The organism is Pseudomonas helmanticensis (assembly GCF_900182985.1).
In the GTDB taxonomy this organism is placed as follows: domain Bacteria; phylum Pseudomonadota; class Gammaproteobacteria; order Pseudomonadales; family Pseudomonadaceae; genus Aquipseudomonas; species Aquipseudomonas helmanticensis.
In genome coordinates this window covers 797,821-820,979 of the sequence record NZ_FXUY01000002.1, presented here as the reverse complement: position 1 = coordinate 820,979, position 23,159 = coordinate 797,821, and the positions used below count along the sequence as shown (strand labels likewise).

The following is a 23,159-nucleotide window of genomic DNA, read 5'->3' as shown; positions in this document are numbered from 1 at the left end:
TGCTGATTTACCCGGGAGAGTGTTATGAAACTGTTGGTCGTCGAAGATGAAGCGCTGTTGCGCCATCACCTGCAAACCCGCCTGACGGAAAGCGGTCACGTGGTCGAGTCCGTGGCCAATGCCGAAGAAGCGCTGTACCAGACCGGGCAGTTCAACTTTGACCTGGCGGTGATCGATCTTGGCTTGCCGGGCATGGGCGGCCTCGACCTGATTCGCCAACTGCGCTCGGGCGGCAAGACCTTCCCGATCCTGATCCTCACCGCGCGCGGCAACTGGCAGGACAAGGTCGAAGGCCTCGCCGCCGGTGCCGATGATTATGTGGTCAAGCCGTTCCAGTTCGAAGAACTCGACGCGCGCCTGAATGCCTTGCTGCGCCGCTCCAGCGGTTTCACCCAGTCGACCATCGTCGCCGGCCCGCTGCTGCTCGACCTCAATCGCAAACAGGCGACGCTCGACGAGCAACCGCTGGCGCTGACCGCCTACGAATACCGCATCCTCGAATACCTCATGCGTCACCACCAGCAAGTGGTGCCCAAGGATCGCTTGATGGAGCAGCTCTACCCGGACGACGACGAGCGCGATCCAAACGTCATCGAAGTGTTGGTCGGGCGTCTGCGCCGCAAGCTCGAAGGTCCGGCCGGGTTCAAACCGATCGACACCGTGCGCGGTCTCGGTTATCTGTTCAATGAGCGCTGCACTTGATTCGTTCGCTACGCGTTCGGCTGATGCTCGCCGCCACCACGTTGGCGGTGTTGTTCATGCTCGCCTTGCTCCCGGCGATGCAGGGCGCGTTCAGCCTCGCGTTGCAGGACTCGATCGAACAGCGGCTGGCCTCGGACGTCACCACGCTGATCTCTGCCGCACGTATAGAAAACGGCCGGCTGGTGATGCCCAATCAGTTGCCGGATGAGCGTTTCAACCTCACTGACTTTCGCCTGCTCGGCTACATCTACGACCGTGAAGGGCATCTGGTCTGGCGCTCGAAAGCCACCCAGGAAGAGCAGATCAATTACAAACCGCGCTACGACGGCCTCGGCAACGAGTTCGCGCGGATCCGCGAGGTCAACGGTCAAGAATTCTTCGTTTACGACGTTGAAGTCAAACTGCTTGGCGGCAAAAGCGCGGCATTCAGCATCGTCGCCCTGCAACCGGTGCGCGAGTACGAAACCACCCTCGAAGGCCTGCGCGAAAACCTCTACCTCGGGTTTGGCGCAGCTTTGCTGGTGTTGCTGGCGCTGTTGTGGATCGGCCTGACCTGGGGCCTCAAGGCCTTGCGCCAACTCAGTCAGGAACTCGACGAAATCGAAGGTGGCACCCGCGAAAGCCTCACCGAACAACACCCGCGTGAACTGCTGCGCCTGACCGGCTCGCTCAACCGTTTGCTGCTTAGCGAACGCCAGCAGCGCAGCCGTTATCGCGACTCGCTCGATGATCTGGCGCACAGCCTGAAAACCCCGTTGGCGGTGTTGCAAGGCGTCAGTGAAGACATGGCCCAGCGCCCCGAAGACCGCGATCAGGCGTGGGTGCTGCAAAGTCAGATCGAGCGCATGAGCCAGCAGATCAGCTATCAACTGCAACGCGCCAGCTTGCGTAAAAGTGGTCTGGTGCGCCATCAGGTGCGTTTGCAACCGGTGCTGAAAAGCCTCTGTGACACGCTGGACAAGGTCTACCGCGACAAACGTGTGCGCGTGGCGTTTGATCTGCCCGAGCATTGCTATGTGCCGATCGAGCAGGGCGCCTTGCTGGAGATGATGGGCAACCTGCTGGAAAACGCCTATCGCCTGTGTCTGGGTGAAGTGCGCATCAGCGTGCGTGAATCTCTGGCCGGGATTGAGCTGTGCATCGAAGACGACGGCCCAGGCGTGCCGCCGGATCAGCGCGCGCGGATTCTGGAGCGCGGCGAACGGCTGGATGCCCAGCATCCGGGACAGGGGATCGGGTTGGCGGTAGTCAAGGACATCATCGAAAGTTACAGCGCCAAACTGGCGCTGGGGGATTCACCGATGGGCGGGGCGGCGTTCCGGATTCATTTTCCTGCGGTTTAGGTGTTGGCCTTTCTGGCCCTATCGCGAGCAGGCTCACTCCTACAGGGGGAACGCATTTCAAATGTAGGAGTGAGCCTGCTCGCGATGGCGTCAAAGAGAGCACCGCAAGCTTCAAAAATGCCTCACTGCTCCTGCGCCCGATAAGCCCCCGGCGTCAGCCCCGTCCACTTCTTGAACGCCCGGTGAAACGCCGACGGTTCAGAGAATCCCAACTGCTCGGCAATCTGTTGCAACGACAGATCCGCCCGCCCCAGATGGTAGATGGCGATATCCCGCCGCAGCTGATCCTTCAACTCCTGAAAACTCGTGCCTTCCTCGCGCAAATGCCGGCGCAGCGTCTGCGGGCTGATGTGCATATGCGCCGCGACCGCTTCCAGATCCGGCCAGCGCGCACTGTCGCGGCTGAGCAAACGGCGCAGGCGACTGCTCAGGCTGTCGCCGTCGTCCGGGCGAGAAAGCAGGTCGGCGGGAGAGCGTTCGAGGAAATGCTTGAGCGTGCGTTCATCCTGCAACAACGGCATATGCAGGTAACGACTGTGAAACAGCAGGCTGCTCTGCTCGGTGCCGAAGGTCGTCGGGCAGGGGAACAGCAGATCGTACTCGGCGCCATGCTCCGGGCGCGGGTAACTGAATGTCGCCTGTTCGAGGCGAATCCGCTGGCCGATCAGCCAACTGCCGAGGCGATGCCAGATCACCAGCAGGCTTTCCGTCAAAAAGTGATCCGGATCCCACAATGGCGAATCGTCGAGACTCAAACGCACCCATTCGTCTTCGCGGCTCAGGGTCAGGCGCGGGGCTGCGGGGAATAGGCTATAAAACAATAAACCGCGTTGCAGTGCCTTCTCCAGATTGCGGCAGTGAATCGAGGCGTGGCACATCATCGCGAAGCTGCCGGGTTTACTCGGTGCATTGCCGAAACCCAGATACTCGTCGTCCAGCGCCAGCCACAGGCCCTGGATCAAGCGGGTGAATTGTTCCGGAGCGAGGCGCGCACGCGGCTCGTCAAGCAACTCCGGGCTGATGCCCAGTTGCAGCAGCAACTCCGAGTAGTCGAACTGCAGGCGCCGCGCGCCACCGAGGGCAGCACGGGCGAAATGACTGGCAATGGTGCGTTCGCGCATAAGCGGCAGATCCTTCCTCAGGCGCTGGATGGTAGCCGGGGGTGACAGGGCGCAACAAGGCGGATTTCCGCCAAATTGTAGGACGAGATCAAGCAACTTGGCGGAAATCCGCCACACTCAAGTCACCAGTGGGTGACGGAAAAGAACCTGCAGCCCCTGATATCAAAAGGCTTGCAGCGAAATGCACCAAAGTGGCACGGCGTTTGCGATATGAGCGACAGAAGCGTGCGTTGATCCTGTCCGGACAGCGCCGCTCCAACAACAAATCCCTCCAGTGCAGGAGGGTTCGCAATTCAGGTTTCGCGGCCAACAGATGGATGTTGCTACGCGGGACTCTTGAGGAAACTTGCAATGACGACTCGTCAGCCACTGTACAAATCCCTGTATTTACAGGTGATCGTCGCAATCGTTATCGGTATCGCGCTCGGTCACTACTACCCGCAGTTCGGTGTGGCCGTAAAGCCGCTGGGTGACGGGTTCATCAAACTGATCAAAATGATCATCGCCCCGATCATTTTCTGCACCGTGGTCAGCGGCATCGCCGGCATGCAAAGCATGAAGTCGGTCGGCAAGACCGGCGGCTACGCACTCCTGTATTTCGAAATCGTTTCGACCATCGCGCTGCTGGTCGGTCTGGTTGTGGTCAACGTTGTGCAACCGGGCGCCGGCATGCACATCGACGTCGCCACCCTTGACGCTTCGAAAGTCGCTTCTTATGTAGCGGCTGGTGCTGACCAAAGCGTGGTCGGTTTCCTGCTCAACGTGATCCCGACCACCATCGTCGGCGCGTTCGCCACCGGTGACATCCTGCAAGTGCTGATGTTCTCGGTGATCTTCGGTTTCGCCCTGCATCGCCTGGGTGCTTACGGCAAGCCGATCCTCGACTTCATCGATCGCTTCGCCCACGTGATGTTCAACATCATCAACATGATCATGAAGCTCGCGCCAATCGGTGCCTTCGGTGCCATGGCCTTCACCATCGGTGCCTACGGTGTCGGCTCGCTGGTGCAGCTGGGTCAACTGATGATCTGCTTCTACATCACGTGCCTGTTGTTCGTGCTGATCGTGCTTGGCGGTATTGCGCGCATGCACGGTTTCAGCGTGCTGAAGATGATCCGTTACATCCGTGAAGAACTGCTGATCGTCCTCGGCACCTCGTCGTCGGAATCGGTTCTGCCACGCATGCTGATCAAGATGGAGCGTCTGGGTGCGAAGAAATCGGTAGTGGGTCTGGTGATCCCGACCGGTTACTCGTTCAACCTCGACGGTACCGCGATCTACCTGACCATGGCCGCCGTGTTCATTGCTCAGGCAACTGACACGCACATGGACATCACTCACCAGATCACGCTGCTGGTGGTGTTGCTGCTGTCCTCCAAAGGCGCAGCCGGTGTCACCGGTTCGGGCTTCATTGTGCTGGCAGCGACCCTGTCGGCGGTAGGTCACCTGCCGGTGGCCGGTCTGGCGCTGATCCTCGGTATCGACCGCTTCATGTCCGAAGCGCGCGCACTGACCAACCTGGTGGGCAACGCCGTTGCGACCATCGTGGTTGCCAAGTGGGTGAAAGAGCTGGACACCGACACGCTGCAAGCCGAGCTGGCCTCGGGCGGTCGTGGTATCGCTGATACCCGTCCGGAAGATGACCTGGGTGTGGCTGAAGGCCCAACCCCGAGCAGCGTCAAGTAAGTAAAAAAGCCCTTGTGGCGAGGGGATTTATCCCCGTTGGGTCGCGAAGCGGCCCCTTCTGAAGATAAGAGAAGGGGCCTGCTGCGCAGTCCAACGGGGATAAATCCCCTCACCACAGGGTTTTTTATTGCCTGCGATTTGAGCGTAACGGTCACACCCGCTGACATATCCGGTGATTGCTGCATCGGCAATGGCTGCCTAGGCTGAGTGCATCGCCCAAGGAGTTCGCCCATGTCTGCGCCGCTGGCCTCACTGAAGATCCTCGATTTTTCCACGTTGCTACCGGGGCCGTTCGCGTCGCTGTTGCTGGCGGACATGGGCGCCGAGGTGCTGCGTATCGAATCGCCGACGCGCATGGATTTGTTGCGCGTGTTGCCGCCGCACGATGGCGGGATATCGGCCAGTCACGCCTACCTCAATCGCAACAAGCGCAGCCTGGCGCTGGACCTGAAACAGCCCGAGGCGCTGGCAGTGGTCAAGCAGTTGCTCGCTGATTACGACATCGTCCTGGAACAGTTTCGCCCCGGGGTAATGGAGCGATTGGGCCTGGGGTATGAGGCGCTGAAGGCGATCAACCCGAAGCTGATTTACGTGTCGATCACCGGCTATGGGCAGACCGGCCCGTACAAGGATCGCGCCGGGCATGACATCAACTATCTGGCGCTGGCGGGCCTCTCCAGTTACACCGGCCGCGCCGACAGTGGGCCGTTGCCTTTGGGCATGCAGGTGGCGGATGTTGCCGGTGGTTCGTTGCACGGCGTGATCGGCTTGCTCGCGGCAGTGATTGCCCGTCAGCAAACCGGGCAGGGCACGCATCTGGACGTGAGCATGACCGACTGCGCGTTCAGCCTGAATGCCATGGCCGGCGCCGGCTATCTGGCCTGCGGCGCGGAGCCTGGCTGGGAAGACCAGATGCTCAATGGCGGCAGCTTCTACGATTATTACCGTTCGCGGGATGGCCGCTGGATGTCTGTCGGCAGCCTGGAGCCGGCGTTCATGCAACAGCTGTGTGCCACGCTCGGTCGGCCGGAATTGGCGGCGCAAGGGTTGTCGCCGAAACCTGAGCAACAGCGGGCGCTGAAGGAGGCGTTGAAGATCGAGTTTGAACGGCATGACTTTGCTGAACTGTGCGAGATGTTTGCCGGGATCGATGCGTGTGTCGAGCCGGTGTTGAATTTGAGTGAGGCCGTGCGCCATCCGCAATTGCAGGCGCGTGAACTGGTGACGCAAGTGCCGCGCGGGGATGGCACGACGCAGGCGCAGATGGCGTGTCCGTTGAAATTTTCCGAGGAGTTACCGGCGCCACGGCATGTCGGGGCGGTGTTGGGGCAGCATACGGATGAGGTGTTGGCAGAGTTAGGATTTAGTGTTGAGCGGGTTGCTGAATTGCGTGCGGCAAAAGTGGTGGGGTAGATGCAAAAGATCGCAGCCTTCGGCAGCTCCTACAGGGGTATGCAATCTCATGTAGGAGCTGCCGAAGGCTGCGATCTTTTGATCTTTATTCCACCCGCATCTCACCACTAAAGACCAAGGTATTGCGGCAACTACGACACAAATACCGCCGTCCCTGCCGCACCAGTCCATGGCGCTGCGCCGAAAAGGGAAAATCACTGTCCGCGCACGGGCATTTGTAGATATAGCGCGTCACGCTGCGGCGCTTGATTGCGTAGGTGTGGCAGCGATCCGGCGGCAGTTCGTACACCCCGCGCATGATCAATTGCCATTCTTCGCCATGCGGCTGAATGCGCTCGCCGAACAATTGATGGGCGATCAGGTGCGCGACTTCGTGGGCCACGGTCTGCTTGAGGAAATGCTCGGTGTTTTCCCGGTACAGCTGCGGATTGAAGCGCAGCAGGTTCTCGTGCAAATGCGCGACACCGGCTTTTTGCCCGCGCAGCTTGAGGCTGACGACAGGACGTGGGAAGGAACGTTTGAAAAAGGCTTCAGCGAGTTGGTAACAGTCTTCGACGCGGGTATTGAGTTGCTCGGGCATGCTTGATGGATCTCCAGAGACCATGAGTATGCCGCAACGCCCCGGACTTGCGAATCGTCGAGCTGCCGAATGGTCATCCGGAAAACGAGAAGGCCGCCTTGCGGCGGCCTGAATGGGCAGATGTGGTTTTTCTCGGCCGGTCAGTTCGTATACACAGGGCCTACGCCCAGGCCCCAGACAATCACGGTAAACGCCATGATGGCGACCAGCACCACCAGACCCACCGCCAGCACCGAGCTGGAAAACAGAAAACCTTCGTCCGATGGAATGTTCATGAACGTCGGCAGCCCCACGTACAGCAGATAAACCGTGTAACAGATGGCCGCCGTGCCGACGATCATCCCCAGCCACATATGTGGATACAGCGCCGCCAGCCCACCGACGAACAATGGTGTCGCGGTGTAGGTAGCGAACGCGACGCAGCGCGCCAGGCTTGGGTTGGCGTCATAAGTGCGCGCCATCCAGTGCACGAAAGCGCCCATCACCGCGACGCCGCCGAGCATCGCCAGGTAGGACATGACGGTCATCCAGACGGCGCTTTCAACAGTGAGCATCACTGGCGAGCGACTACCGATCACCCAGCCGACCTGCGTGGTCCCAATGAACGCCGAGACAGCGGGGATCGCCGCCAGAATCAGCGTGTGCGTCAGGTACATGTGGCTGATGCTTTCCTCTTGGTCGCCACGGATTTCCTTCCATTCCTGATCGGGGTGGGTAAAAAGTCCCACTACGTGATGGATCATGCCAGTCACTCCTCTTGTTATTGCCATCGCCCCCCAACGGAGCGCCTACGGGCCAAGGTGGCCGAGCAAATACAGGTCTTCAGATGTGTGCGACCTTATGTCGCAGTATAGAAAGGACTTACCCGCACAGGTATTAGGGGCTTAGAGCAAATCGCGCTGTAAACACGGGGCTTAATCGCCTTGGGGTCTTGCCGGTAAGGCATTTTTGATGCTTGAAATACTTTTGTGGCGAGGGGATTTATCCCCGTTCGGCTGCGCAGCAGTCGCCAAACCATTCACCGCGCAGTGTCAGGCAATACGAGTTCTCAGGTTTTGGGGCTGCTTCGCAACCCAACGGGGATAAATCCCCTCGCCACAGGTGCTTCGCGCATTCGGGGTTTTTGCGTAAAATGCCGGCCTTTCGTCACACCTCACGGATTTCGCGTCATGGGCACTCTTACGGTCAACCAGAACAAACTGCAAAAGCGCCTGCGCCGCCTGGCCGGCGAAGCGGTCGCCGATTTCAACATGATCGAAGACGGCGACAAGGTCATGGTCTGCCTGTCCGGGGGCAAGGACAGCTACACCATGCTCGACGTGCTGCTGCACCTGCAGAAGGTTGCACCGATCAAGTTCGAGATCGTCGCGGTGAACATGGACCAGAAGCAGCCGGGCTTCCCCGAGCACGTGCTGCCGGCCTATCTGAAAGAGCTGGGCGTCGAGTACCACATCGTCGAGAAAGACACCTACTCGGTGGTCAAGGAATTGATTCCGGAAGGCAAGACCACCTGCTCGCTGTGCTCGCGCCTGCGTCGCGGCACGTTGTACACCTTCGCCGACGAAATCGGCGCGACCAAGATGGCCCTCGGTCATCACCGTGACGACATCGTCGAGACGTTCTTCCTCAACATGTTCTTCAACGGCAGCCTGAAAGCGATGCCGCCGAAGCTGCGCGCCGATGACGGCCGCAACGTGGTGATCCGTCCGCTGGCGTACTGCAACGAGAAAGACATCCAGGCGTATTCGGACCTCAAGGAATTCCCGATCATCCCGTGCAACCTCTGCGGTTCGCAGGAAAACCTGCAGCGTCAGGTGGTCAAGGACATGCTCCAGGACTGGGAGCGCAAGACCCCGGGTCGAACTGAAAGCATCTTCCGCAGTCTGCAGAACGTCATCCCGTCGCAACTGGCCGACCGTAACCTGTTCGACTTCACCAGCCTGAAGATCGACGAGACCGCGGCTTCGCGCTTCGTCAACATCGTCAATCTGTAAAACCCATTTTTATGTGGCCGCGCTTTTGTGGCGAGGGGATTTATCCCCCGTTGGAGCGCGAAGCGCTCCCAGAATAGTCTGGGGCTGCTGCGCAGCCCAACGGGGATAAATCTCCTCGCCACAAGGGCCCCACATTGGTTTTTTGTTTCATTCGATAGGAGAGGGCATGCGCGATTACAAGTGGCTGCACGAATACTGTCTGAACCGCTTCGGTTCGGCAGCTGAACTGGAAGCCCATCTGCCCGTTCCCAAGACTCCGGCACAACTGCGCAAGATCAGCGACGACCGCTACCTCTCGACCATGGCCCTGCGCGTGTTTCGTGCCGGCCTCAAGCACAGTCTGGTCGACGCCAAGTGGCCGGCCTTCGAAGAAGTGTTCTTCAAGTTCGATCCGGAAAAAGTCGTGCTGATGAGTGCCGAGCATCTCGAACGCCTGATGCAGGACGCACGGATCATCCGTCATCTTGGCAAGCTCAAGAGTGTGCCGCGCAATGCGCAGTTCATTCTCGATGTCGAGAAGGACAAAGGCAGTTTCGGCGCGCTGATTGCTGACTGGCCGGTGACCGATATCGTCGGTTTGTGGACCTACCTGAAAAAGCACGGCCATCAACTCGGCGGGCTGTCGGCACCACGCTTTTTGCGCATGGTCGGCAAGGACACATTCGTGCCGAGCTACGACGTGGTCGCGGCGCTGAATGCGCAGAAGATCGTCGACAAGGTGCCGACCAGCCAGCGTGATCTGGCGATTGTGCAGGACGTGTTCAACCAGTGGCATGAACAAAGCGGCGGGCGGGCGATGAGCCAGATTTCGATGATGCTCGCGTACACCGTCAACCATTGAATAGCAAAAGATCGCAGCCTTCGGCAGCTCCTACAGGGGAATGCATTCCAAATGTAGGAGCTGCCGAAGGCTGCGATCTTTTCCATCAGGCGACGGCGATTTCGCCCTCGCCAGCCAATTTGCGATTCAACTGATACCGCCACCGCACATACAACAGCGCCGAGCAGAACACCGCCAGACTCGCGACCATCTCCAGCACCCCAAACAACTGCCGATTCGGGTCATACGCCGCCAGTGCGCCTTTGATGAAGTACAGATTCACCACAAAACACATCCACGAATGCCCGCGCGCGCTGCCCATGATCATCGCCGGGGCGAGGACAATCCACGGGATCAGTTCGACCAGCAGAATCACCCACGGCCGCGCGCCGTGCAGGTCGGCGAAGACCAGGTAATAAGCGGCGAGCAAACCGGCCAAGGCGAAAAAACTCAGCAGGCTGATTACCCGCATGGCCTTGACGCGTGGCGCCAGCCATTCGACGGAAGGCAAAATCTTCGGCTTCTTCGCCACTGTCAGCCCTCCAGTTTTTGCGCAGTCTTGGCCAAGCGCAGGCCGAGGGCGCGACACAGCGCCACTTCGTGCTGATCCAGACCTTTTTTACCGTCAGCCCCGGCGTGATGACTGGCGCCATAAGGCGTGCCGCCACCCTGGGTTTCCAGCAGCGCCGATTCGCTGTAGGGCAGGCCGGTGATCAGCATGCCGTGGTGCAGCAGCGGCAGCATCATCGACAGCAGAGTGGTTTCCTGGCCGCCGTGCAGGCTGGCGGTGGAAGTGAACACGCCGGCCGGTTTGCCGACCAGAGCGCCGGTCAGCCACAGGTTGCTGGTGCCATCGAGAAAGTATTTCAGCGGCGCCGCCATGTTGCCGAAACGTGTCGGGCTGCCGAGTGCCAGGCCGGCGCAGTTCTTCAGGTCATCGAGGGTGGCGTACAAGGCGCCTTCATCCGGAATCTCTGGCGCTACCGCTTCGCACTCGGTGGAGATCGCCGGTACGGTGCGCAGGCGCGCTTCGAGGCCGGCCTGTTCGACGCCGCGCGCAATCTGCCGCGCCATCTCGTTGGTCGAGCCGCTGCGGCTGTAATACAGCACCAGAATGTACGGCGCGCTCACGGCAGCAACTCCAGGATATTTTCCGGCGGACGACCGATCACGGCTTTGTCGCCGACTTCGAGAATCGGTCGCTCCATCAGTTTTGGATGCGCGGCGATGGCGTCGATCAATTGCGCTTCGCTGAGGCTGTCGTCAGCCAGCTGAAGCATTTTGTATTCATCTTCTCCAGTGCGCAGCAACTGGCGCGCGCTGATCCCGAGTTTGCCCAGCAGGACCTTGATTTGCGCTGCATTCAGCGGGGTTTCGAGGTAACGCACGACGTTTGGCGTCAGGCCGCGGGCTTCAAGAAGTTCCAGCGCACCGCGGGATTTCGAGCAGCGCGGATTGTGATAAAGCGTCAGATCGGTCATGGCGGGTCGCTTCTGGCGTAAAGTGGCGGCTATTCTAACTGTGCAGCGCGCAATCCAGAACCGTCAGAGGCGATGGGTCGCAGGCGCTTTCAAATTTTCACAAGGGACACGACATGACACGGCGATTGGCAGCGGCATTGACGATTATCGGGGCGTTGATGCTGGGGGGCTGCGGCAACGATTACGGGATCGACCAGAACGGCCAGAAAGTGGCGTCCGAGCGTCTGGACAAGCAATGGGTGGTGCTCAACTACTGGGCCGAATGGTGTGGCCCGTGCCGCACGGAAATTCCCGAGCTTAACCATCTGGCGGATGAGCTGAAGAGCAAGAATGTCGGGGTGTTCGGGGTCAATTTCGACAACGTGCAGGGTGCGGAACTGAAGGAGGCCAGTGAAAAACTCGGCATCAAGTTCACCGTGCTGGCGCAGGATCCGGCGGAGCTGTTTGACGTGCCGCGCAGTGAGGCCTTGCCGGTGACCTACATCATCGACAACAAGGGCAAGGTGCGTGAACAGTTGATGGGCGAACAGACGGCGGCGGGAGTGCTGGCCAAACTCGAAGCGTTGCAGGCGACCCAATAGGTCGTTAGTGGAAGAAAAGATCGCAGCCTTCGGCAGCTCCTACAGGGTATACACGATCCATGTAGGAGCCGCCGAAGGCTGCGATCTTTTGCGGTTCAACCCTCTTCCAGCCACCAGCGCAGCGGCTTGCCTTCAGCCGGCCAGAAGCGCATCTGCTCGATCGGCGAGATGTCCCAGCGCTCGACATGTTCCAGCGCCTGCAGAAAGCGTTGTTCCTGTTCCATCAGCGCTGGTGCACAGAGCTTGCGGGTCTTGCCGATCTTGCCGAAGGTCAGTTTGTCACCGTCCAGCGTATACGGCGCGAACCAGTGGTTGCAGCCGCCGTTGCCGTAGGCGCGACCATCATCGCCGAGGATCACGGTCAGATGGCTGTAATCCATCAATGGCCGTTCGCCAATCCACTCCAGAATGTAGCTGCGGTTCTGTTGCAGTTGCACAGGCTCCGCCGCGCAACCGACCAGACCGACACTGACCAAAGCGGTCAGGGCAAGGCGTTTCATCATGCCGGCTCCTGGCATTTCGGGCACAGGTGCTTGTCGCCAAGTGTTTTCCAGCCCAGCTCGGCGATGCGCGCAGTGGCCGCCGGTTTTTCTGCGGTTTTGCCCAGTTTGGCATCGACCGCAAATTCAAAGCTCAGCTCTTTGGCGCAGCTGTCGCAGTTGACCTGCCAGGTGTGGATCGCCAGTTCGCCGAATACCGGGCCGGTGGTCATCGCGGTCCATTGGCCCGGCGGGTTGATCAGGTGGCGGACGGTTTCGACGGTCAGGCGCATGGACAAGTCCTTGCTGCCTTTAAGGGTCACCAGCAGGGCGTCACCGATGCGAATCGAACCACCGTTGCCGGTGACCTGATAGCGGCCCGGAACGAGGGCGCGGCATTCGGTGAGGGTGTGTTGCGGGTTCATCAGGGTGTAGCGGAAATCGTGTTCGACCATGGGTCCTCCAAATATGCGCGACATGCTAGCACGGGCTCGATTGCAGGATGATGCGCGCTTGCGACCTTCGATCCGGTTCAAATCGACAGGCGCTCATGGCAAACTGCCGGCCTCGACTCTGAAGGAACGGAACATGGCGCTGATCGAATGTTATGAATGCAAGCGGAGCATCAGCTCCGAAGCCTTGGTGTGCATTCATTGTGGGGCGCCGATGGCCGAGCATATCGCTCACGCACAGAAAGTCGCGGCACCGGCAACGGCTCAGTCTTCGACGATTTCTTTCGGCAGCCTGCCGCGCAACAAGTCAGTCCCCGAGGTCGTGGCGCCAGCCCCTGCGCCGGAGCCTTTGCCGAAAGTCATGCCGGCAGCGGCGGGGCGTCGGCGCCGGCAGGCAAGCGAGCAATCGGCACCAGCGTTTCAAGCGCAGGCCAACGCCGATGGCAGCCGCCCGGTAGAGGGCTGGCTGAAGATCATGGTGTTTCTGTTGCCGATGATGTTCGTCTGGTTTCTGCTGCGCAGCGGTCACTCGATGAAGCAGCGCTTTTTCGGCTTTGGCTGGCTGGCGCTGTTGATCCTCGCGTCGACGCTGTCACCAAAGTAAACCGTCTGGCGATCAACCCTCGACCTGGTTCTGCGGCGCACCTGCCGCCCAGGTCGCGATGTTGTGCAGGGTGGTCGCGGCAATCGCGCCCAATGCTTCATGGGTCAGAAAGGCCTGATGCGCAGTGATGATCACGTTAGGAAAAGTCAGCAAGCGCGCCAGCACATCGTCCTGCAACGGCAGGTCGGAACGATCCTCGAAAAACAACTGCGCCTCCTCCTCGTAGACATCCAGCCCCAGATAACCGAGTTGTCCCTCTTTCAGCGCATCGATCAGCGCCGGCGTGTCGACCAGACCACCGCGCCCGGTGTTGATCAGCATCGCCCCCGGCTGCATGTGCGCCAGCGAATCGCGGTTGATCAAGTGCTTACTGTGCTCGTTGAGCGGGCAGTGCAGGCTGATGATGCGCGATTGCGCGAGCAGTTCGGGCAGGCTCAGATAACGCGCGCCCAAGGCTACGACATCCGGGTTCGGATACGGATCGTAAGCGAGCAACTGGCAGCCAAAGCCGTGCATGATTTTGGCGAACGTCGCGCCGATCTGTCCGGTCCCGACGATGCCGACGGTTTTCCCGACCAGATCGAATCCAGTCAGACCGTGCAGGCTGAAGTCGCCTTCGCGGGTGCGGTTATAGGCGCGATGCAAACGGCGATTGAGCGCCAGAATCAGCGCGACAGCATGTTCGGCCACGGCATGCGGCGAGTAGGCCGGGACGCGCACGACACCCAGCCCCAGGCGTTTTGCCGCGACCAGATCAACATGGTTGTAACCCGCCGAACGCAGGGCGATCAGGCGCGTGCCGCCAGCGGCCAGGCGTTCCAGCACCGGCGCGCTGAGGTCATCATTGATAAACGCGCAAACCACGGCGTGACCGTCGGCCAGCGCAGCAGTGTCGAGACTGAGCCGAGCGGGCTGGAAATGCAGTTCGATCCCGGCCGGGCAAGCGGTGCCGAGGAAGCTGTCGCGGTCGTAGTTCTGGCTGCTGAAAACGATCGTGCGCATGAAATCCTCCTGGAGCATCGACGCGGGCACCCATCACCCGCGACAACTGTAGCGTCCGGCAGCGTTGCCGGCATTGCCGTGGATCAGGCGCTGATCTTCGCCTGCGTGGCCAGACGATTGATTGCCCGCTCCAGTTCGTCGAGCGCCATCAACGCTTTCGGATCATCCTGTTTGAGCAGGGTTTCACTGCGTTGGCAGGCGGCGCGCAATTGCGGCACGCCACAGTAACGAGTCGCGCCGTGCAGGCGATGAACACGTTCGAGCAGGGCATTCTGGTCGTGATTGTCGCGTGCCGTGCGGATGGCTTCGCGATCGGCTTCCAGGGAGGCGAGCAGCATCGCCAGCATGTCCGCCGCCAGATCGGCCTTGCCGGCAGCAAGACGCAAACCTTCTTCGTGATCGAGCACCGGCAATTCATGATTGCCCAAGGCGCTGTCGCTGCTGCGCTCCGGGCCTTGATTGCGCAGGGCCAGCCCGGTCCACTTCAGCACCACCTGCGCCAGTTGCCGTTCACTGATCGGCTTGGTCAGGTAATCGTCCATGCCGCTTTGCAGCAGCGCGCGTTTTTCGTTGGCCATGGCGTGGGCGGTGAGGGCGACAATCGGCAGCGGTGTGCAATGTCGTTCGCTTTCCCACTGGCGGATGGTTTCGGTGCTCTGGCGGCCGTCCATGCCCGGCATCTGCACGTCCATCAGCACCAGATCGAAAGATTCGCTCTGCACCGCTTTGACGGCGGCGTAACCGCTTTCCACGGCGAGAACCTTGGCGCCCATGTCTTCGAGCAGGGTTTGCACCAGCAGCAGGTTGGCCGGGTTGTCGTCGACGCAAAGTACTTTCGGTGCACGGCTCGACAGCGGTTCGCCGGGCTCATTGCGCGGCTGGCGCGGGTTGGCCAGATCCGACAGCGCGCGGCGCAATTTGCGCGTGCACGCCGGTTTGGCCTGGAGCTGGCTGTGCGGGTTCGGCACCGACAGATGGAACAGCGTCTGCTCGGTGGTCGGGCACAGCACCAGCACTTTGCAGCCGAGGTGTTCGAGGTCCCAGATGTGCTGGTTCAAACGTTCCGGGAGCATGTCGTTGCTGGTGATGCCAAGCACCGCCAGATCAATCGCCTGATCGGTCTGATGCGCGGCGGTGACGCCATTGGTCAGGCTTTCGAGGGTATTGAAGGTGGTGACGTCGAGGCCGCAGTCTTCCAGTTGATGCTGCAAGGCCTGGCGCGCCAGTTCGTGGTTCTCCAGCACCGCCACGCGGCGTCCGAGCAGCGGCGCCGAAGGCAGGTCTTCGGCATCGTCGCGGGTCTTCGGCAGGCTCAGGCTGATCCAGAATTCGGAGCCCTCGCCCGGCGTGCTGTCGACGCCGATTTCGCCGCCCATCTGCTCGATCAGACGCTTGGAAATCACCAGCCCGAGGCCGGTGCCACCCGGTTGGCGCGATAACGAATTATCGGCCTGACTGAAAGCCTGGAACAACGCGCGGACATCCTGACTGGACAGACCGATGCCGGTGTCCTGAATGCTGATACGCAATTGCACGCTGTCTTCGTGGTCTTCTTCGAGCATCGCGCGGGCAACGATGGTGCCTTCGCGAGTGAACTTGATCGCGTTGCTGACCAGGTTGGTAAGGATTTGCTTGAGGCGCAGTGGATCACCGACCAGCGACAGCGGCGTGTCGCGATAGACCAGGCTGACCAGCTCCAGCTGTTTGGCGTGCGCGGCGGGCGCAAGAATGGTCAGGGTGTCCTGCAGCAAATCACGCAGGTTGAACGGAATATGGTCGAGCACCAATTTACCGGCCTCGATTTTCGAGAAGTCGAGGATCTCGTTGATGATCCCCAACAAACTGTCGGCGGACTTTTCGATGGTGCCCAGATAGTCGAGCTGGCGCGGGGTCAGCTCGCTTTTCTGCAAGAGATGGGTGAAACCGAGAATGCCGTTGAGCGGCGTACGGATCTCGTGGCTCATGTTGGCGAGGAATTCGGATTTGATCCGGCTGGCTTCCAGCGCCTCTTTGCGCGCCAGGTCCAGTTCGATGTTCTGGATCTCGATGGTTTCCAGATTCTGCCGAACGTCTTCGGTGGCCTGATCGACGCTGTGCTGCAGTTCTTCGCGAGCGTTCTGCAACGTTCCGGCCATGCGGTTGATGCCCGACGCCAGCTCATCCAGCTCCTGACTGCCGAGCGGCGGCAGACGGGTTTCGAGGTGGCCGTCCTTGAGTTGCGCGACGGCTTGTTTGATCTGGCTCAGCGGGCGGTTGATGGTGCGGCCCATGCGTAACGCGAGCAACGCCGCCCCGGCAAGACCGGCGGCGATCAGCAACAGACTGGCAAACAGACTGCGGTAACCGCGCAGCAACATGCCGTTGTGCGACAACTCCAGTTCGACCCAGCCGAGCAGGCGATCGGATTCTTCCGGGATCAGTTCACCGGCAAGATTGCGGTGCTTGCCAAACACCGGCATCAGGTAGCGAGTCGCGTCATTGCCGCTGCGCCGTTGCAATTGCGCGCTGTCGCCACTCGGTGCCTGATTGAGCATGGTCGGACCGGCGTGGGCCAGCGGCGAGCGATCCGGCGCAAGAAACGTGACGGCGCGCACGTCCGGTTGCTCGAGGGATTGCGTGGCGATGCGTTCGAGCAGCTCATTGTTGCCGTGGCCCATTGCAGGTGCCACCAGCGGCGCCAGTTGCTCGGCGATCATTTCGCCGCGCTGCATCAACTGGGTCTGCAAGTCGGACTGCTGCGCCCAGGTGAAATATCCACCCAGCACCAGCGCCATCAGGCTGGTCGGCAACAAGGTCAGCAATAACACACGACCTTTGATTCCCAGTTTCTTGAGCACACCTATCTCCTGCATCCCGCTGAACTGTTGACTCATACGTGCATCCGGCACGCGACATTGGCGCAGTGTAGCGATTTGCTCGCGGGCAATCTCCGGAAAAATGCGCTCGCGGTGGGTCAGGGCGCCGGTGCGTTTGTCCATTGGGTCAACCTTGGGTTGCCCGATGCCCGGCAATCTTGAATAATCACTCTCAACTGAGAATTACTTGCAGATACTCATGACTCCTGTTTCCGCTGGCCAGCCACGCATACTTTCCATCGAAGACGATCCGGTGCTAGGCGCCTATGTGCACGAGCATCTGGGTCGCAGCGGGTTTCAGGTGACCTGGTGCCAGAACGGCCAGGAAGGCCTGAGCATCGCCAAGCGCCAGCCGTTCGATGTAGTGCTGATGGATATTCTGTTGCCGGGCATGGACGGTTTGAACGTATTGACGCAGTTGCGGCAGAGTCATTCGACGCCGGTGCTGCTGATGTCGGCCCTCGGCGCCGAGGCGGATCGCATCAGCGGTTTCCGCCTGGGCGCCGACGACTATTTGCCAAAACCCTTCAGCATGGCTGAGCTGCATGTGCGCATCGAAGCGATCCTGCGGCGAGTGGCGCTTGATCGTCGGCCGTCTGCCACTGCCCCGACTGTGGCGACAGGCACGCTGCGCTTCGACGATGAACAGTGCGACGTATTCTTTCGCGATCTATCGGCCGGGCTGACTCGCAGCGAATTTCGTCTGCTGGAAACCCTCAATCGCAATGACGAGGAAGTGCTGAGCAAAGCCTTCCTTTATCAGCATGTCCTGCAACGCGGTTATGCCGCGCACGATCGCAGCCTCGACATGCACATCAGCCAGATTCGCCGCAAACTCAAAGCCATCGGTTACACCGAGCGGGAAGTGCGCACGGTGTGGGGCAAGGGCTACGTCTTGAGCGCTGCCGATGAAACTGTCTGAACTGCCGGGGCGGCATTCGCTGTTCTGGAAACTCGCCTGTTTGCTGGTCGCGTTCTGTCTGCTGATGATCTGGCTGAGTTGGTCGTGGGGCCGTTATATGGAGGAGCGCAATCAGTTCCTCTCCGACGAGGCGCGCGGCACGCTGGCGCGTTATGCCGGCGAGGCCGAGCGTGCCTGGCAGCGCGGTGGGCGCAATGCAATTGATGACTGGTTGCAGAGCATGGAGTTGCGCGAAGCCAGTTGGGTTGGGGTGATCGGCGGCAATTTGCAATCGCTGGGCAGTGATCCCCTGAGCGAGCAGGAAATCCAGCACCTGACCTTTTTGCGCGGGCTCGATTGGCCGATTCACAAACAGGGGCGGCCGTGGTTGCGCATTCCGTTCCCCAAAGATCCTTCCGCCGGCAGTCTGGTGATCGAATTGCCCGAGCGTTTTTTGCCGGGTAAATATCGCCTGTTCTGGCGCGTGATCACCAACGGGGTGATTCCGGGGCTGTTCACGTTTTTGCTGTGCGTCGGTCTCTATCGTCTGTTGGTGGTGCCGTTGAACAACCTGCGCGAACAGGCCAACGCCTGGCGCGCCGATCAACTGAATGTGCGGCTGTCGAGCGGCATTACCCAGCGCCCGGATGAACTCGGTGAACTGGCCCGGGCGTTCGACTCGATGTCCGAGCGCCTGCAATCGACCGTCGCCCTGCAACAACAATTACTGCGTGACCTGTCCCACGAATTGCGCACGCCGCTGAGCCGCTTGCGCGTGGCCAGCGAAAGTGAACAAGGCCTGGCGCAATTGCGCGAGCGTATCGGCCGGGAAGTCGACGGTATGCAGCGGCTGGTCGAGGAAACCCTGCAACTGGCCTGGCTCGACACTGACCGCACGCCACTTCCCGACGAGGCGATCGAAGTTCAGGCACTGTGGGAAATGCTCACGGACAATGCCTGTTACGAAAGCGGCTGGCCGAGCCAGCGCTTGCAGTGCTCGGTGGAAGCGTCGTGCTGGGTGCGCGGCAATCTGAACACTTTGGCGCAGGCCCTGGAAAACATTTTGCGCAATGCCATTCGTCATTCGCCGGAAGGCGGCTTCGTCCGGCTCGACGGGCGCCGCGATGGTGATTATTGGCACCTGTGGCTGGAAGACCAGGGCGGCGGCGTGGCTGAGTCCGATCTGCAGCGGATCTTCCTGCCGTTCACCCGCCTCGACGGCTCGCGCCCCGGCGACGGAGGATTCGGCTTGGGCCTGAGCATCGCGCGCAATGCCGTGCAGCGCCAGGGCGGTAGCATTTGGGCGGAGAATGGCGGGGCGGGGTTGCGGCTGAATTTGCGGTTGTTGGCGGATGATTGCCTTGCATCGGCCGGCCCCATCGCGAGCCGGCTCACTCCTACAGGTTCCAGCGTCGCTCCCCAAGTCCTCGTTCAACCTCATCCTGTGTAGGCGCTGCGGCACGCCGCGATCAGAACAGGATCATAAGATCGCAGCGTGCCGCAGCTCCTACATGAATGCCGATCACCCTGTAAGAGCGAGCTTGCTCGCGTTGTAGTCCATTGGCAGGGGCCAATCCTACGGGTATGCAGGAGTGCTCGCCTTCTTTTGTACGACATTTCCCAAGCTGCATCAGCGGTCATTTTCAACGTCCTGAACGGTTTAGGCTCGTGCTTCACCTGATCTTCAAGGAATTGCGCATGACTGTATCGAGCCTTATTGGCAGCCCCGATGGCGAACGCTTCAACGAAGTGCTCGCGCTGATTCACAGTTCCAGACATAAGGCCATGCAGGCGGTCAATACTCAGCTGATTGAGCTTTATTGGCAGGTGGGGGCGCATATCAGTCGCAAGATTGAGCAGGCGGAATGGGGGGATTCGGTCATTACTCAGCTGGCTGCACATTTGGCGCAAACCCAACCGGGATTGCGTGGGTTCACCCGACCAAATCTGTTCCTCATGCGCCAGTTTTACGAAACATATCGGGACGATCCAATTGTCTCACCACTGGTGAGACAATTACCGTGGACCCATAACATGATCATTTTGAGCCAAAGTAAACACCCTGAAGAACGTGGGTTTTACCTGCGAATTGCGGTTCAGGAAAAGTGGTCGAAGCGCGAACTGGAACGGCAATTCAAAACGGCTCTGTTCGAGCGAAGCGTCACCGATCCCGCAAAGCCTCCGCCGCACTGAAACAGACCCATCCAGCAGCACTCGAGATTTTCCGTGATACCTACATGGTCGAGTTCCTCGATCTGCCGACTGCCCATTCCGAAACCAATTTGCACCAAGGCCTGCTATCACGCCTCAGGATCTTCCTGATCGAACTCGGTCGCGACTTCTGCTTTGTCGGGTCCGAATATCCGTTACAAGTCGGTGGCCGGGATTTCTCTCTCGACCTTTTGTTCTTCCATCGAGGACTTAACTGTCTGGTGGCCATTGAGCTCAAGGTCGGGCGCTTTGAACCGGAGTACCTCGGCAAACTGGATTTCTATCTGGAGGCGCTGGATCGCAATGTCCGCAAGCCCCACGAAAACCCGGCCATCGGTGTACTGCTGTGCGCCAGCAAGGAGGACGAGGTCGTCGAGTACGCTCTCAATCGCAGTCTTTCCCCCGCATTGATCGCGCAATATCAAACCTGCCTGCCGGATAAACAATTGCTGCAAGCCAAGCTGCATGAGTTTTACGCTTTGGATACCGCGCACACGGAAAACGTGGGCTAGCCTCTCCTTATTCCTATAAACCATAAGCACCGCACTTTGCGTGATATGGCCTGCGCGGGTTTGCCGGTATGATAGGCGCCCCCGCACGTCTGGATTGCGAATACGCCATGACCCTGCAGTACCCAACCATCGCCGATTGCGTCGGCAACACTCCGCTGGTGCGTTTGCAGCGCCTGCCCGGTGCTACCAGCAACACCCTATTGCTCAAGCTCGAAGGGAATAACCCGGCGGGTTCGGTCAAGGACCGGCCGGCGCTGTCGATGATCACCCGGGCCGAATTGCGTGGGCAGATCCATGCCGGCGATACGCTGATCGAAGCGACCTCGGGCAACACCGGGATCGCCCTGGCCATGGCTGCCGCGATCAAGGGTTACAAGATGATCCTGATCATGCCGGACAACTCCAGCGCCGAGCGCAAAGCGGCGATGACCGCTTACGGTGCCGAGCTGATTCTGGTCAGCCAGGAAGAAGGCATGGAAGGCGCGCGCGATCTCGCGCAGCGTATGGAAGCCGAAGGCCGTGGCAAGGTGCTCGATCAGTTCGCCAACGGCGATAATCCTGAAGCGCACTACACCACCACCGGCCCGGAAATCTGGCGTCAGACCCAGGGCACCATCACTCACTTCGTCAGTTCGATGGGCACCACCGGCACCATCATGGGCGTTTCGCGCTACTTGAAAGAGCAGAGCGACAGCGTGCAGATCGTCGGTCTGCAACCGATGGAAGGCTCGGCCATTCCCGGTATCCGCCGCTGGCCGCAGGAATACCTGCCGAAGATTTATCAGGCCGACCGCGTTGATCGCATCGTCGACATGGCGCAAAGCGAGGCCGAAGACGTCACCCGTCGTCTGGCCCGCGAAGAAGGCATCTTCTGTGGCGTGTCTTCGGGCGGTGCGGTGGCAGCGATGCTGCGCCTGTCCAAAGAAGTTGAAAACGCGGTGATCGTCGCGATCATCTGTGACCGTGGCGACCGTTACCTGTCGACCGGCATTTTCGACGCGCCAAACTGATGGCCAAGCACGAGAGAGGCCTGCGCTTCCAGCCCACCGGCGGCAGCAAGGCCGCGCAAATTCCGACCGGCAAGAAGCAGCGTTTGACTATCGAACGCCTGGCCAATGACGGTCGCGGTATCGCGTTTTTCGAAGGCAAAACCTGGTTCGTCCTTGGCGCCCTTGCCGGTGAAGAGGTCGAAGCGCGGGTGCTCGGCGCCCACGGCAAAGTGGTCGAGGCGCGCACCGAACGTGTGTTCAAGGCCAGCGAATTGCGTCGCCCGGCACCGTGTCAGCAAGCTGGCCGCTGCGGCGGTTGTAGCGTTCAGCATTTGCCCCATGACGAACAACTCGCCCTGAAACAGCGCATGCTCGCCGAGCAATTGTCGCGCGTTGCCGGTGTCGAACCGGAAGAGTGGGGAGCGCCGTTGACCGGCCCCGAGTTCGGCTATCGCCGTCGCGCGCGGATCGCGGTGCGCTGGGACATGAAGGCGAAGAAACTCGAAGTCGGTTTCCGCGCGGCCGGCAGCCAGGACATTGTCGCGATCAGCGAATGCCCGGTGCTGGTACAGCCCTTGCAACCGATCATGACCCGTTTGCCGGAGATGCTCCGTCGGTTGAGCAAGCCGCAAGCGCTGGGTCATGTCGAGCTGTTCAGCGGCTCGTCGCTGGCGGTGTTGCTGCGGCACATGGCGCCGTTGTCCGAAGCGGATCTGACCATCCTCAAGGACTTCTGCCAATTCCATGAAGCGCAATTGTGGCTGCATGGCGAAGGCGAACCGCAACCGGTCGATGCCAGCCAGTCGCTGGGCTATCGCCTGGAGCAATGGGATCTCGATCTGGCGTATCGGCCGGGCGACTTTATCCAGGTCAACGCCGGCGTCAACGAAGCGATGGTGGCGCAGGCGCTGGACTGGTTGAAACCACGTAGCGAGGAGCGCGTGCTGGATCTGTTCTGCGGCTTGGGCAACTTCGCTTTGCCGTTGGCCAAAGCCGTGCGCGAAGTGGTGGCGGTCGAAGGTGTGCAGACCATGGTCGAGCGCGCCGCAGCCAACGCCGCTAGTAACAATTTGCATAACACAAAGTTTTTTCAAGCCGATTTATCCCAGCCTTTGAGCGATGCCCAATGGATCGGAAACGGCTTTTCTGCGGTACTCTTGGACCCACCGCGTGACGGTGCTTTCGAGGTGGTGCGCAAGCTCGCGACCCTGGGCGCGAAGCGGTTGGTGTATGTGTCGTGCAACCCGGCAACGCTGGCGCGCGATACGGTCGAATTGATCAAGCAGGGCTACCGGTTAAAACGTGCCGGGATTCTCGATATGTTTCCTCAGACGGCACATGTCGAGGCCATGGCGTTATTTGAAGCGAGCCAGGATGGCTCGTCTGAATCCGTCTGATCTGTCCGCGCAGCGCTCGCATTAGCCCCGCGAGCG

Annotated in this window: 22 protein-coding genes and 1 pseudogene; 13 read left to right on the top strand and 10 right to left on the bottom strand. The window is 60.3% G+C overall.

Going from position 1 to position 23,159, the window contains the following annotated elements; translation table 11 throughout:
- Positions 1-24 precede the first annotated feature (24 nt).
- Positions 25-702 carry a response regulator transcription factor gene (locus QOL84_RS26510; RefSeq protein WP_008079190.1) on the top strand — a complete coding sequence of 226 codons (678 nt, stop codon included), beginning with the start codon at positions 25-27 and terminating at the stop codon, positions 700-702.
- On the top strand, positions 699-2,045 hold the full coding sequence (locus tag QOL84_RS26505; RefSeq protein WP_129395091.1) for an ATP-binding protein: 1,347 nt from the start codon (positions 699-701) through the stop codon (positions 2,043-2,045). The genes QOL84_RS26510 and QOL84_RS26505 overlap by 4 nt, the downstream gene beginning before the upstream one ends.
- 122 nt (positions 2,046-2,167) lie before the next feature.
- On the opposite strand, the gene QOL84_RS26500 is transcribed toward QOL84_RS26505, so the two are convergent.
- Entirely contained in the window at positions 2,168-3,166 is a 999-nt protein-coding gene (locus tag QOL84_RS26500) for an AraC family transcriptional regulator (protein ID WP_283439149.1), read from the bottom strand.
- Positions 3,167-3,517: 351 nt separating this feature from the next.
- Here QOL84_RS26500 and QOL84_RS26495 point away from each other — a divergent pair, with 351 nt between their 5' ends.
- Both QOL84_RS26495 and QOL84_RS26490 read left to right on the top strand, forming a co-directional pair.
- The gene (locus QOL84_RS26495; RefSeq protein ID WP_129395089.1) at positions 3,518-4,852 is read left to right on the top strand and encodes a dicarboxylate/amino acid:cation symporter; all 1,335 of its coding nucleotides are present in this window, start codon (positions 3,518-3,520) and stop codon (positions 4,850-4,852) included.
- 231 nt (positions 4,853-5,083) lie between these two features.
- On the top strand, positions 5,084-6,265 hold the full coding sequence (locus tag QOL84_RS26490) for a CaiB/BaiF CoA transferase family protein (protein ID WP_283439148.1): 1,182 nt from the start codon (positions 5,084-5,086) through the stop codon (positions 6,263-6,265).
- Positions 6,266-6,350: 85 nt separating this feature from the next.
- Here QOL84_RS26490 and QOL84_RS26485 read toward each other — a convergent pair whose 3' ends face one another.
- Positions 6,351-6,845, bottom strand: coding sequence for a SprT family zinc-dependent metalloprotease (locus QOL84_RS26485; RefSeq protein WP_283439147.1), 495 nt, complete (start codon positions 6,843-6,845; stop codon positions 6,351-6,353).
- A gap of 140 nt (positions 6,846-6,985) precedes the next feature.
- Positions 6,986-7,588 (bottom strand): Yip1 family protein, encoded by a 603-nt coding sequence (locus QOL84_RS26480; protein ID WP_129395086.1) that lies wholly within the window; start codon positions 7,586-7,588, stop codon positions 6,986-6,988.
- Between the two features lie 426 nt (positions 7,589-8,014).
- Here QOL84_RS26480 and ttcA point away from each other — a divergent pair, with 426 nt between their 5' ends.
- Together ttcA and QOL84_RS26470 are read left to right on the top strand one after the other, a co-directional pair.
- Complete coding sequence (ttcA, locus tag QOL84_RS26475; RefSeq protein WP_129395085.1) at positions 8,015-8,839, top strand: tRNA 2-thiocytidine(32) synthetase TtcA; 825 nt, start codon at positions 8,015-8,017, stop codon at positions 8,837-8,839.
- A 166-nt stretch (positions 8,840-9,005) separates the two neighbouring features.
- Positions 9,006-9,680 (top strand): DNA-3-methyladenine glycosylase I, encoded by a 675-nt coding sequence (locus QOL84_RS26470; protein ID WP_283439146.1) that lies wholly within the window; start codon positions 9,006-9,008, stop codon positions 9,678-9,680.
- A gap of 85 nt (positions 9,681-9,765) precedes the next feature.
- Here QOL84_RS26470 and QOL84_RS26465 read toward each other — a convergent pair whose 3' ends face one another.
- From QOL84_RS26465 to arsC, 3 genes are read right to left on the bottom strand one after another with little or no spacing between them, the layout of a single operon-like run.
- Positions 9,766-10,191: a DUF2069 domain-containing protein gene (locus QOL84_RS26465; protein WP_283439145.1), complete on the bottom strand. Its 426-nt coding sequence runs from the start codon at positions 10,189-10,191 to the stop codon at positions 9,766-9,768.
- Between the two features lie 2 nt (positions 10,192-10,193).
- Positions 10,194-10,790 (bottom strand): NAD(P)H:quinone oxidoreductase, encoded by a 597-nt coding sequence (gene wrbA, locus QOL84_RS26460; RefSeq protein WP_283439144.1) that lies wholly within the window; start codon positions 10,788-10,790, stop codon positions 10,194-10,196.
- Positions 10,787-11,140, bottom strand: a complete 354-nt coding sequence (arsC, locus tag QOL84_RS26455; RefSeq protein WP_283439143.1) for an arsenate reductase (glutaredoxin) — start codon at positions 11,138-11,140, stop codon at positions 10,787-10,789. The genes wrbA and arsC overlap by 4 nt, the downstream gene beginning before the upstream one ends.
- 113 nt (positions 11,141-11,253) lie before the next feature.
- Here arsC and QOL84_RS26450 point away from each other — a divergent pair, with 113 nt between their 5' ends.
- Positions 11,254-11,721: a TlpA disulfide reductase family protein gene (locus QOL84_RS26450; RefSeq protein WP_129395081.1), complete on the top strand. Its 468-nt coding sequence runs from the start codon at positions 11,254-11,256 to the stop codon at positions 11,719-11,721.
- A gap of 95 nt (positions 11,722-11,816) precedes the next feature.
- On the opposite strand, the gene QOL84_RS26445 is transcribed toward QOL84_RS26450, so the two are convergent.
- Together QOL84_RS26445 and QOL84_RS26440 are read right to left on the bottom strand one after the other, a co-directional pair.
- Complete coding sequence (locus QOL84_RS26445) at positions 11,817-12,221, bottom strand: META domain-containing protein (protein ID WP_283439142.1); 405 nt, start codon at positions 12,219-12,221, stop codon at positions 11,817-11,819.
- Positions 12,221-12,655, bottom strand: a complete 435-nt coding sequence (locus QOL84_RS26440) for a hypothetical protein (protein WP_283439141.1) — start codon at positions 12,653-12,655, stop codon at positions 12,221-12,223. Before QOL84_RS26440 ends, QOL84_RS26445 begins: the two co-directional genes overlap by 1 nt.
- 133 nt (positions 12,656-12,788) lie before the next feature.
- Here QOL84_RS26440 and QOL84_RS26435 point away from each other — a divergent pair, with 133 nt between their 5' ends.
- The gene (locus QOL84_RS26435; RefSeq protein ID WP_283439140.1) at positions 12,789-13,256 is read left to right on the top strand and encodes a hypothetical protein; all 468 of its coding nucleotides are present in this window, start codon (positions 12,789-12,791) and stop codon (positions 13,254-13,256) included.
- A gap of 12 nt (positions 13,257-13,268) precedes the next feature.
- Here QOL84_RS26435 and QOL84_RS26430 read toward each other — a convergent pair whose 3' ends face one another.
- Both QOL84_RS26430 and QOL84_RS26425 read right to left on the bottom strand, forming a co-directional pair.
- Positions 13,269-14,258 carry a 2-hydroxyacid dehydrogenase gene (locus tag QOL84_RS26430; RefSeq protein WP_283439139.1) on the bottom strand — a complete coding sequence of 330 codons (990 nt, stop codon included), beginning with the start codon at positions 14,256-14,258 and terminating at the stop codon, positions 13,269-13,271.
- Positions 14,259-14,341: 83 nt separating this feature from the next.
- The gene (locus tag QOL84_RS26425) at positions 14,342-17,095 is read right to left on the bottom strand and encodes a response regulator (protein ID WP_129396163.1); all 2,754 of its coding nucleotides are present in this window, start codon (positions 17,093-17,095) and stop codon (positions 14,342-14,344) included.
- A gap of 217 nt (positions 17,096-17,312) precedes the next feature.
- Here QOL84_RS26425 and QOL84_RS26420 point away from each other — a divergent pair, with 217 nt between their 5' ends.
- The 5 genes and pseudogenes from QOL84_RS26420 (at position 17,313) to rlmD (ending at position 23,123) form a co-directional block, all read left to right on the top strand.
- Positions 17,313-18,035, top strand: a complete 723-nt coding sequence (locus QOL84_RS26420; protein WP_283439138.1) for a response regulator transcription factor — start codon at positions 17,313-17,315, stop codon at positions 18,033-18,035.
- Positions 18,022-19,464: a sensor histidine kinase gene (locus QOL84_RS26415; protein WP_283439137.1), complete on the top strand. Its 1,443-nt coding sequence runs from the start codon at positions 18,022-18,024 to the stop codon at positions 19,462-19,464. Before QOL84_RS26420 ends, QOL84_RS26415 begins: the two co-directional genes overlap by 14 nt.
- A gap of 248 nt (positions 19,465-19,712) precedes the next feature.
- Positions 19,713-20,737 (top strand): annotated as a pseudogene (locus QOL84_RS26410) (PDDEXK nuclease domain-containing protein).
- A gap of 107 nt (positions 20,738-20,844) precedes the next feature.
- Entirely contained in the window at positions 20,845-21,747 is a 903-nt protein-coding gene (gene cysM, locus QOL84_RS26405) for a cysteine synthase CysM (protein WP_026000780.1), read from the top strand.
- A complete protein-coding gene (gene rlmD, locus QOL84_RS26400; protein WP_283439136.1) occupies positions 21,747-23,123 on the top strand; it encodes a 23S rRNA (uracil(1939)-C(5))-methyltransferase RlmD in 1,377 nt (458 codons plus the stop codon). The genes cysM and rlmD overlap by 1 nt, the downstream gene beginning before the upstream one ends.
- Positions 23,124-23,159 lie beyond the last annotated feature (36 nt).

Bases quoted from the DNA above. Each gene is read 5' to 3' on its own strand.
- QOL84_RS26510 (WP_008079190.1), top strand. From the start codon at position 25: ATGAAACTGTTGGTCGTCGAAGATGAAGCGCTGTTGCGCCATCACCTG.
- QOL84_RS26500 (WP_283439149.1), bottom strand. From the start codon at position 3,166: ATGCGCGAACGCACCATTGCCAGTCATTTCGCCCGTGCTGCCCTCGGT.
- QOL84_RS26495 (WP_129395089.1), top strand. From the start codon at position 3,518: ATGACGACTCGTCAGCCACTGTACAAATCCCTGTATTTACAGGTGATC.
- QOL84_RS26490 (WP_283439148.1), top strand. From the start codon at position 5,084: ATGTCTGCGCCGCTGGCCTCACTGAAGATCCTCGATTTTTCCACGTTG.
- QOL84_RS26485 (WP_283439147.1), bottom strand. From the start codon at position 6,845: ATGCCCGAGCAACTCAATACCCGCGTCGAAGACTGTTACCAACTCGCT.
- QOL84_RS26480 (WP_129395086.1), bottom strand. From the start codon at position 7,588: ATGATCCATCACGTAGTGGGACTTTTTACCCACCCCGATCAGGAATGG.
- ttcA (WP_129395085.1), top strand. From the start codon at position 8,015: ATGGGCACTCTTACGGTCAACCAGAACAAACTGCAAAAGCGCCTGCGC.
- QOL84_RS26470 (WP_283439146.1), top strand. From the start codon at position 9,006: ATGCGCGATTACAAGTGGCTGCACGAATACTGTCTGAACCGCTTCGGT.
- arsC (WP_283439143.1), bottom strand. From the start codon at position 11,140: ATGACCGATCTGACGCTTTATCACAATCCGCGCTGCTCGAAATCCCGC.
- QOL84_RS26450 (WP_129395081.1), top strand. From the start codon at position 11,254: ATGACACGGCGATTGGCAGCGGCATTGACGATTATCGGGGCGTTGATG.
- QOL84_RS26445 (WP_283439142.1), bottom strand. From the start codon at position 12,221: ATGAAACGCCTTGCCCTGACCGCTTTGGTCAGTGTCGGTCTGGTCGGT.
- QOL84_RS26440 (WP_283439141.1), bottom strand. From the start codon at position 12,655: ATGGTCGAACACGATTTCCGCTACACCCTGATGAACCCGCAACACACC.
- QOL84_RS26435 (WP_283439140.1), top strand. From the start codon at position 12,789: ATGGCGCTGATCGAATGTTATGAATGCAAGCGGAGCATCAGCTCCGAA.
- QOL84_RS26430 (WP_283439139.1), bottom strand. From the start codon at position 14,258: ATGCGCACGATCGTTTTCAGCAGCCAGAACTACGACCGCGACAGCTTC.
- QOL84_RS26420 (WP_283439138.1), top strand. From the start codon at position 17,313: ATGACTCCTGTTTCCGCTGGCCAGCCACGCATACTTTCCATCGAAGAC.
- QOL84_RS26415 (WP_283439137.1), top strand. From the start codon at position 18,022: ATGAAACTGTCTGAACTGCCGGGGCGGCATTCGCTGTTCTGGAAACTC.
- cysM (WP_026000780.1), top strand. From the start codon at position 20,845: ATGACCCTGCAGTACCCAACCATCGCCGATTGCGTCGGCAACACTCCG.
- rlmD (WP_283439136.1), top strand. From the start codon at position 21,747: ATGGCCAAGCACGAGAGAGGCCTGCGCTTCCAGCCCACCGGCGGCAGC.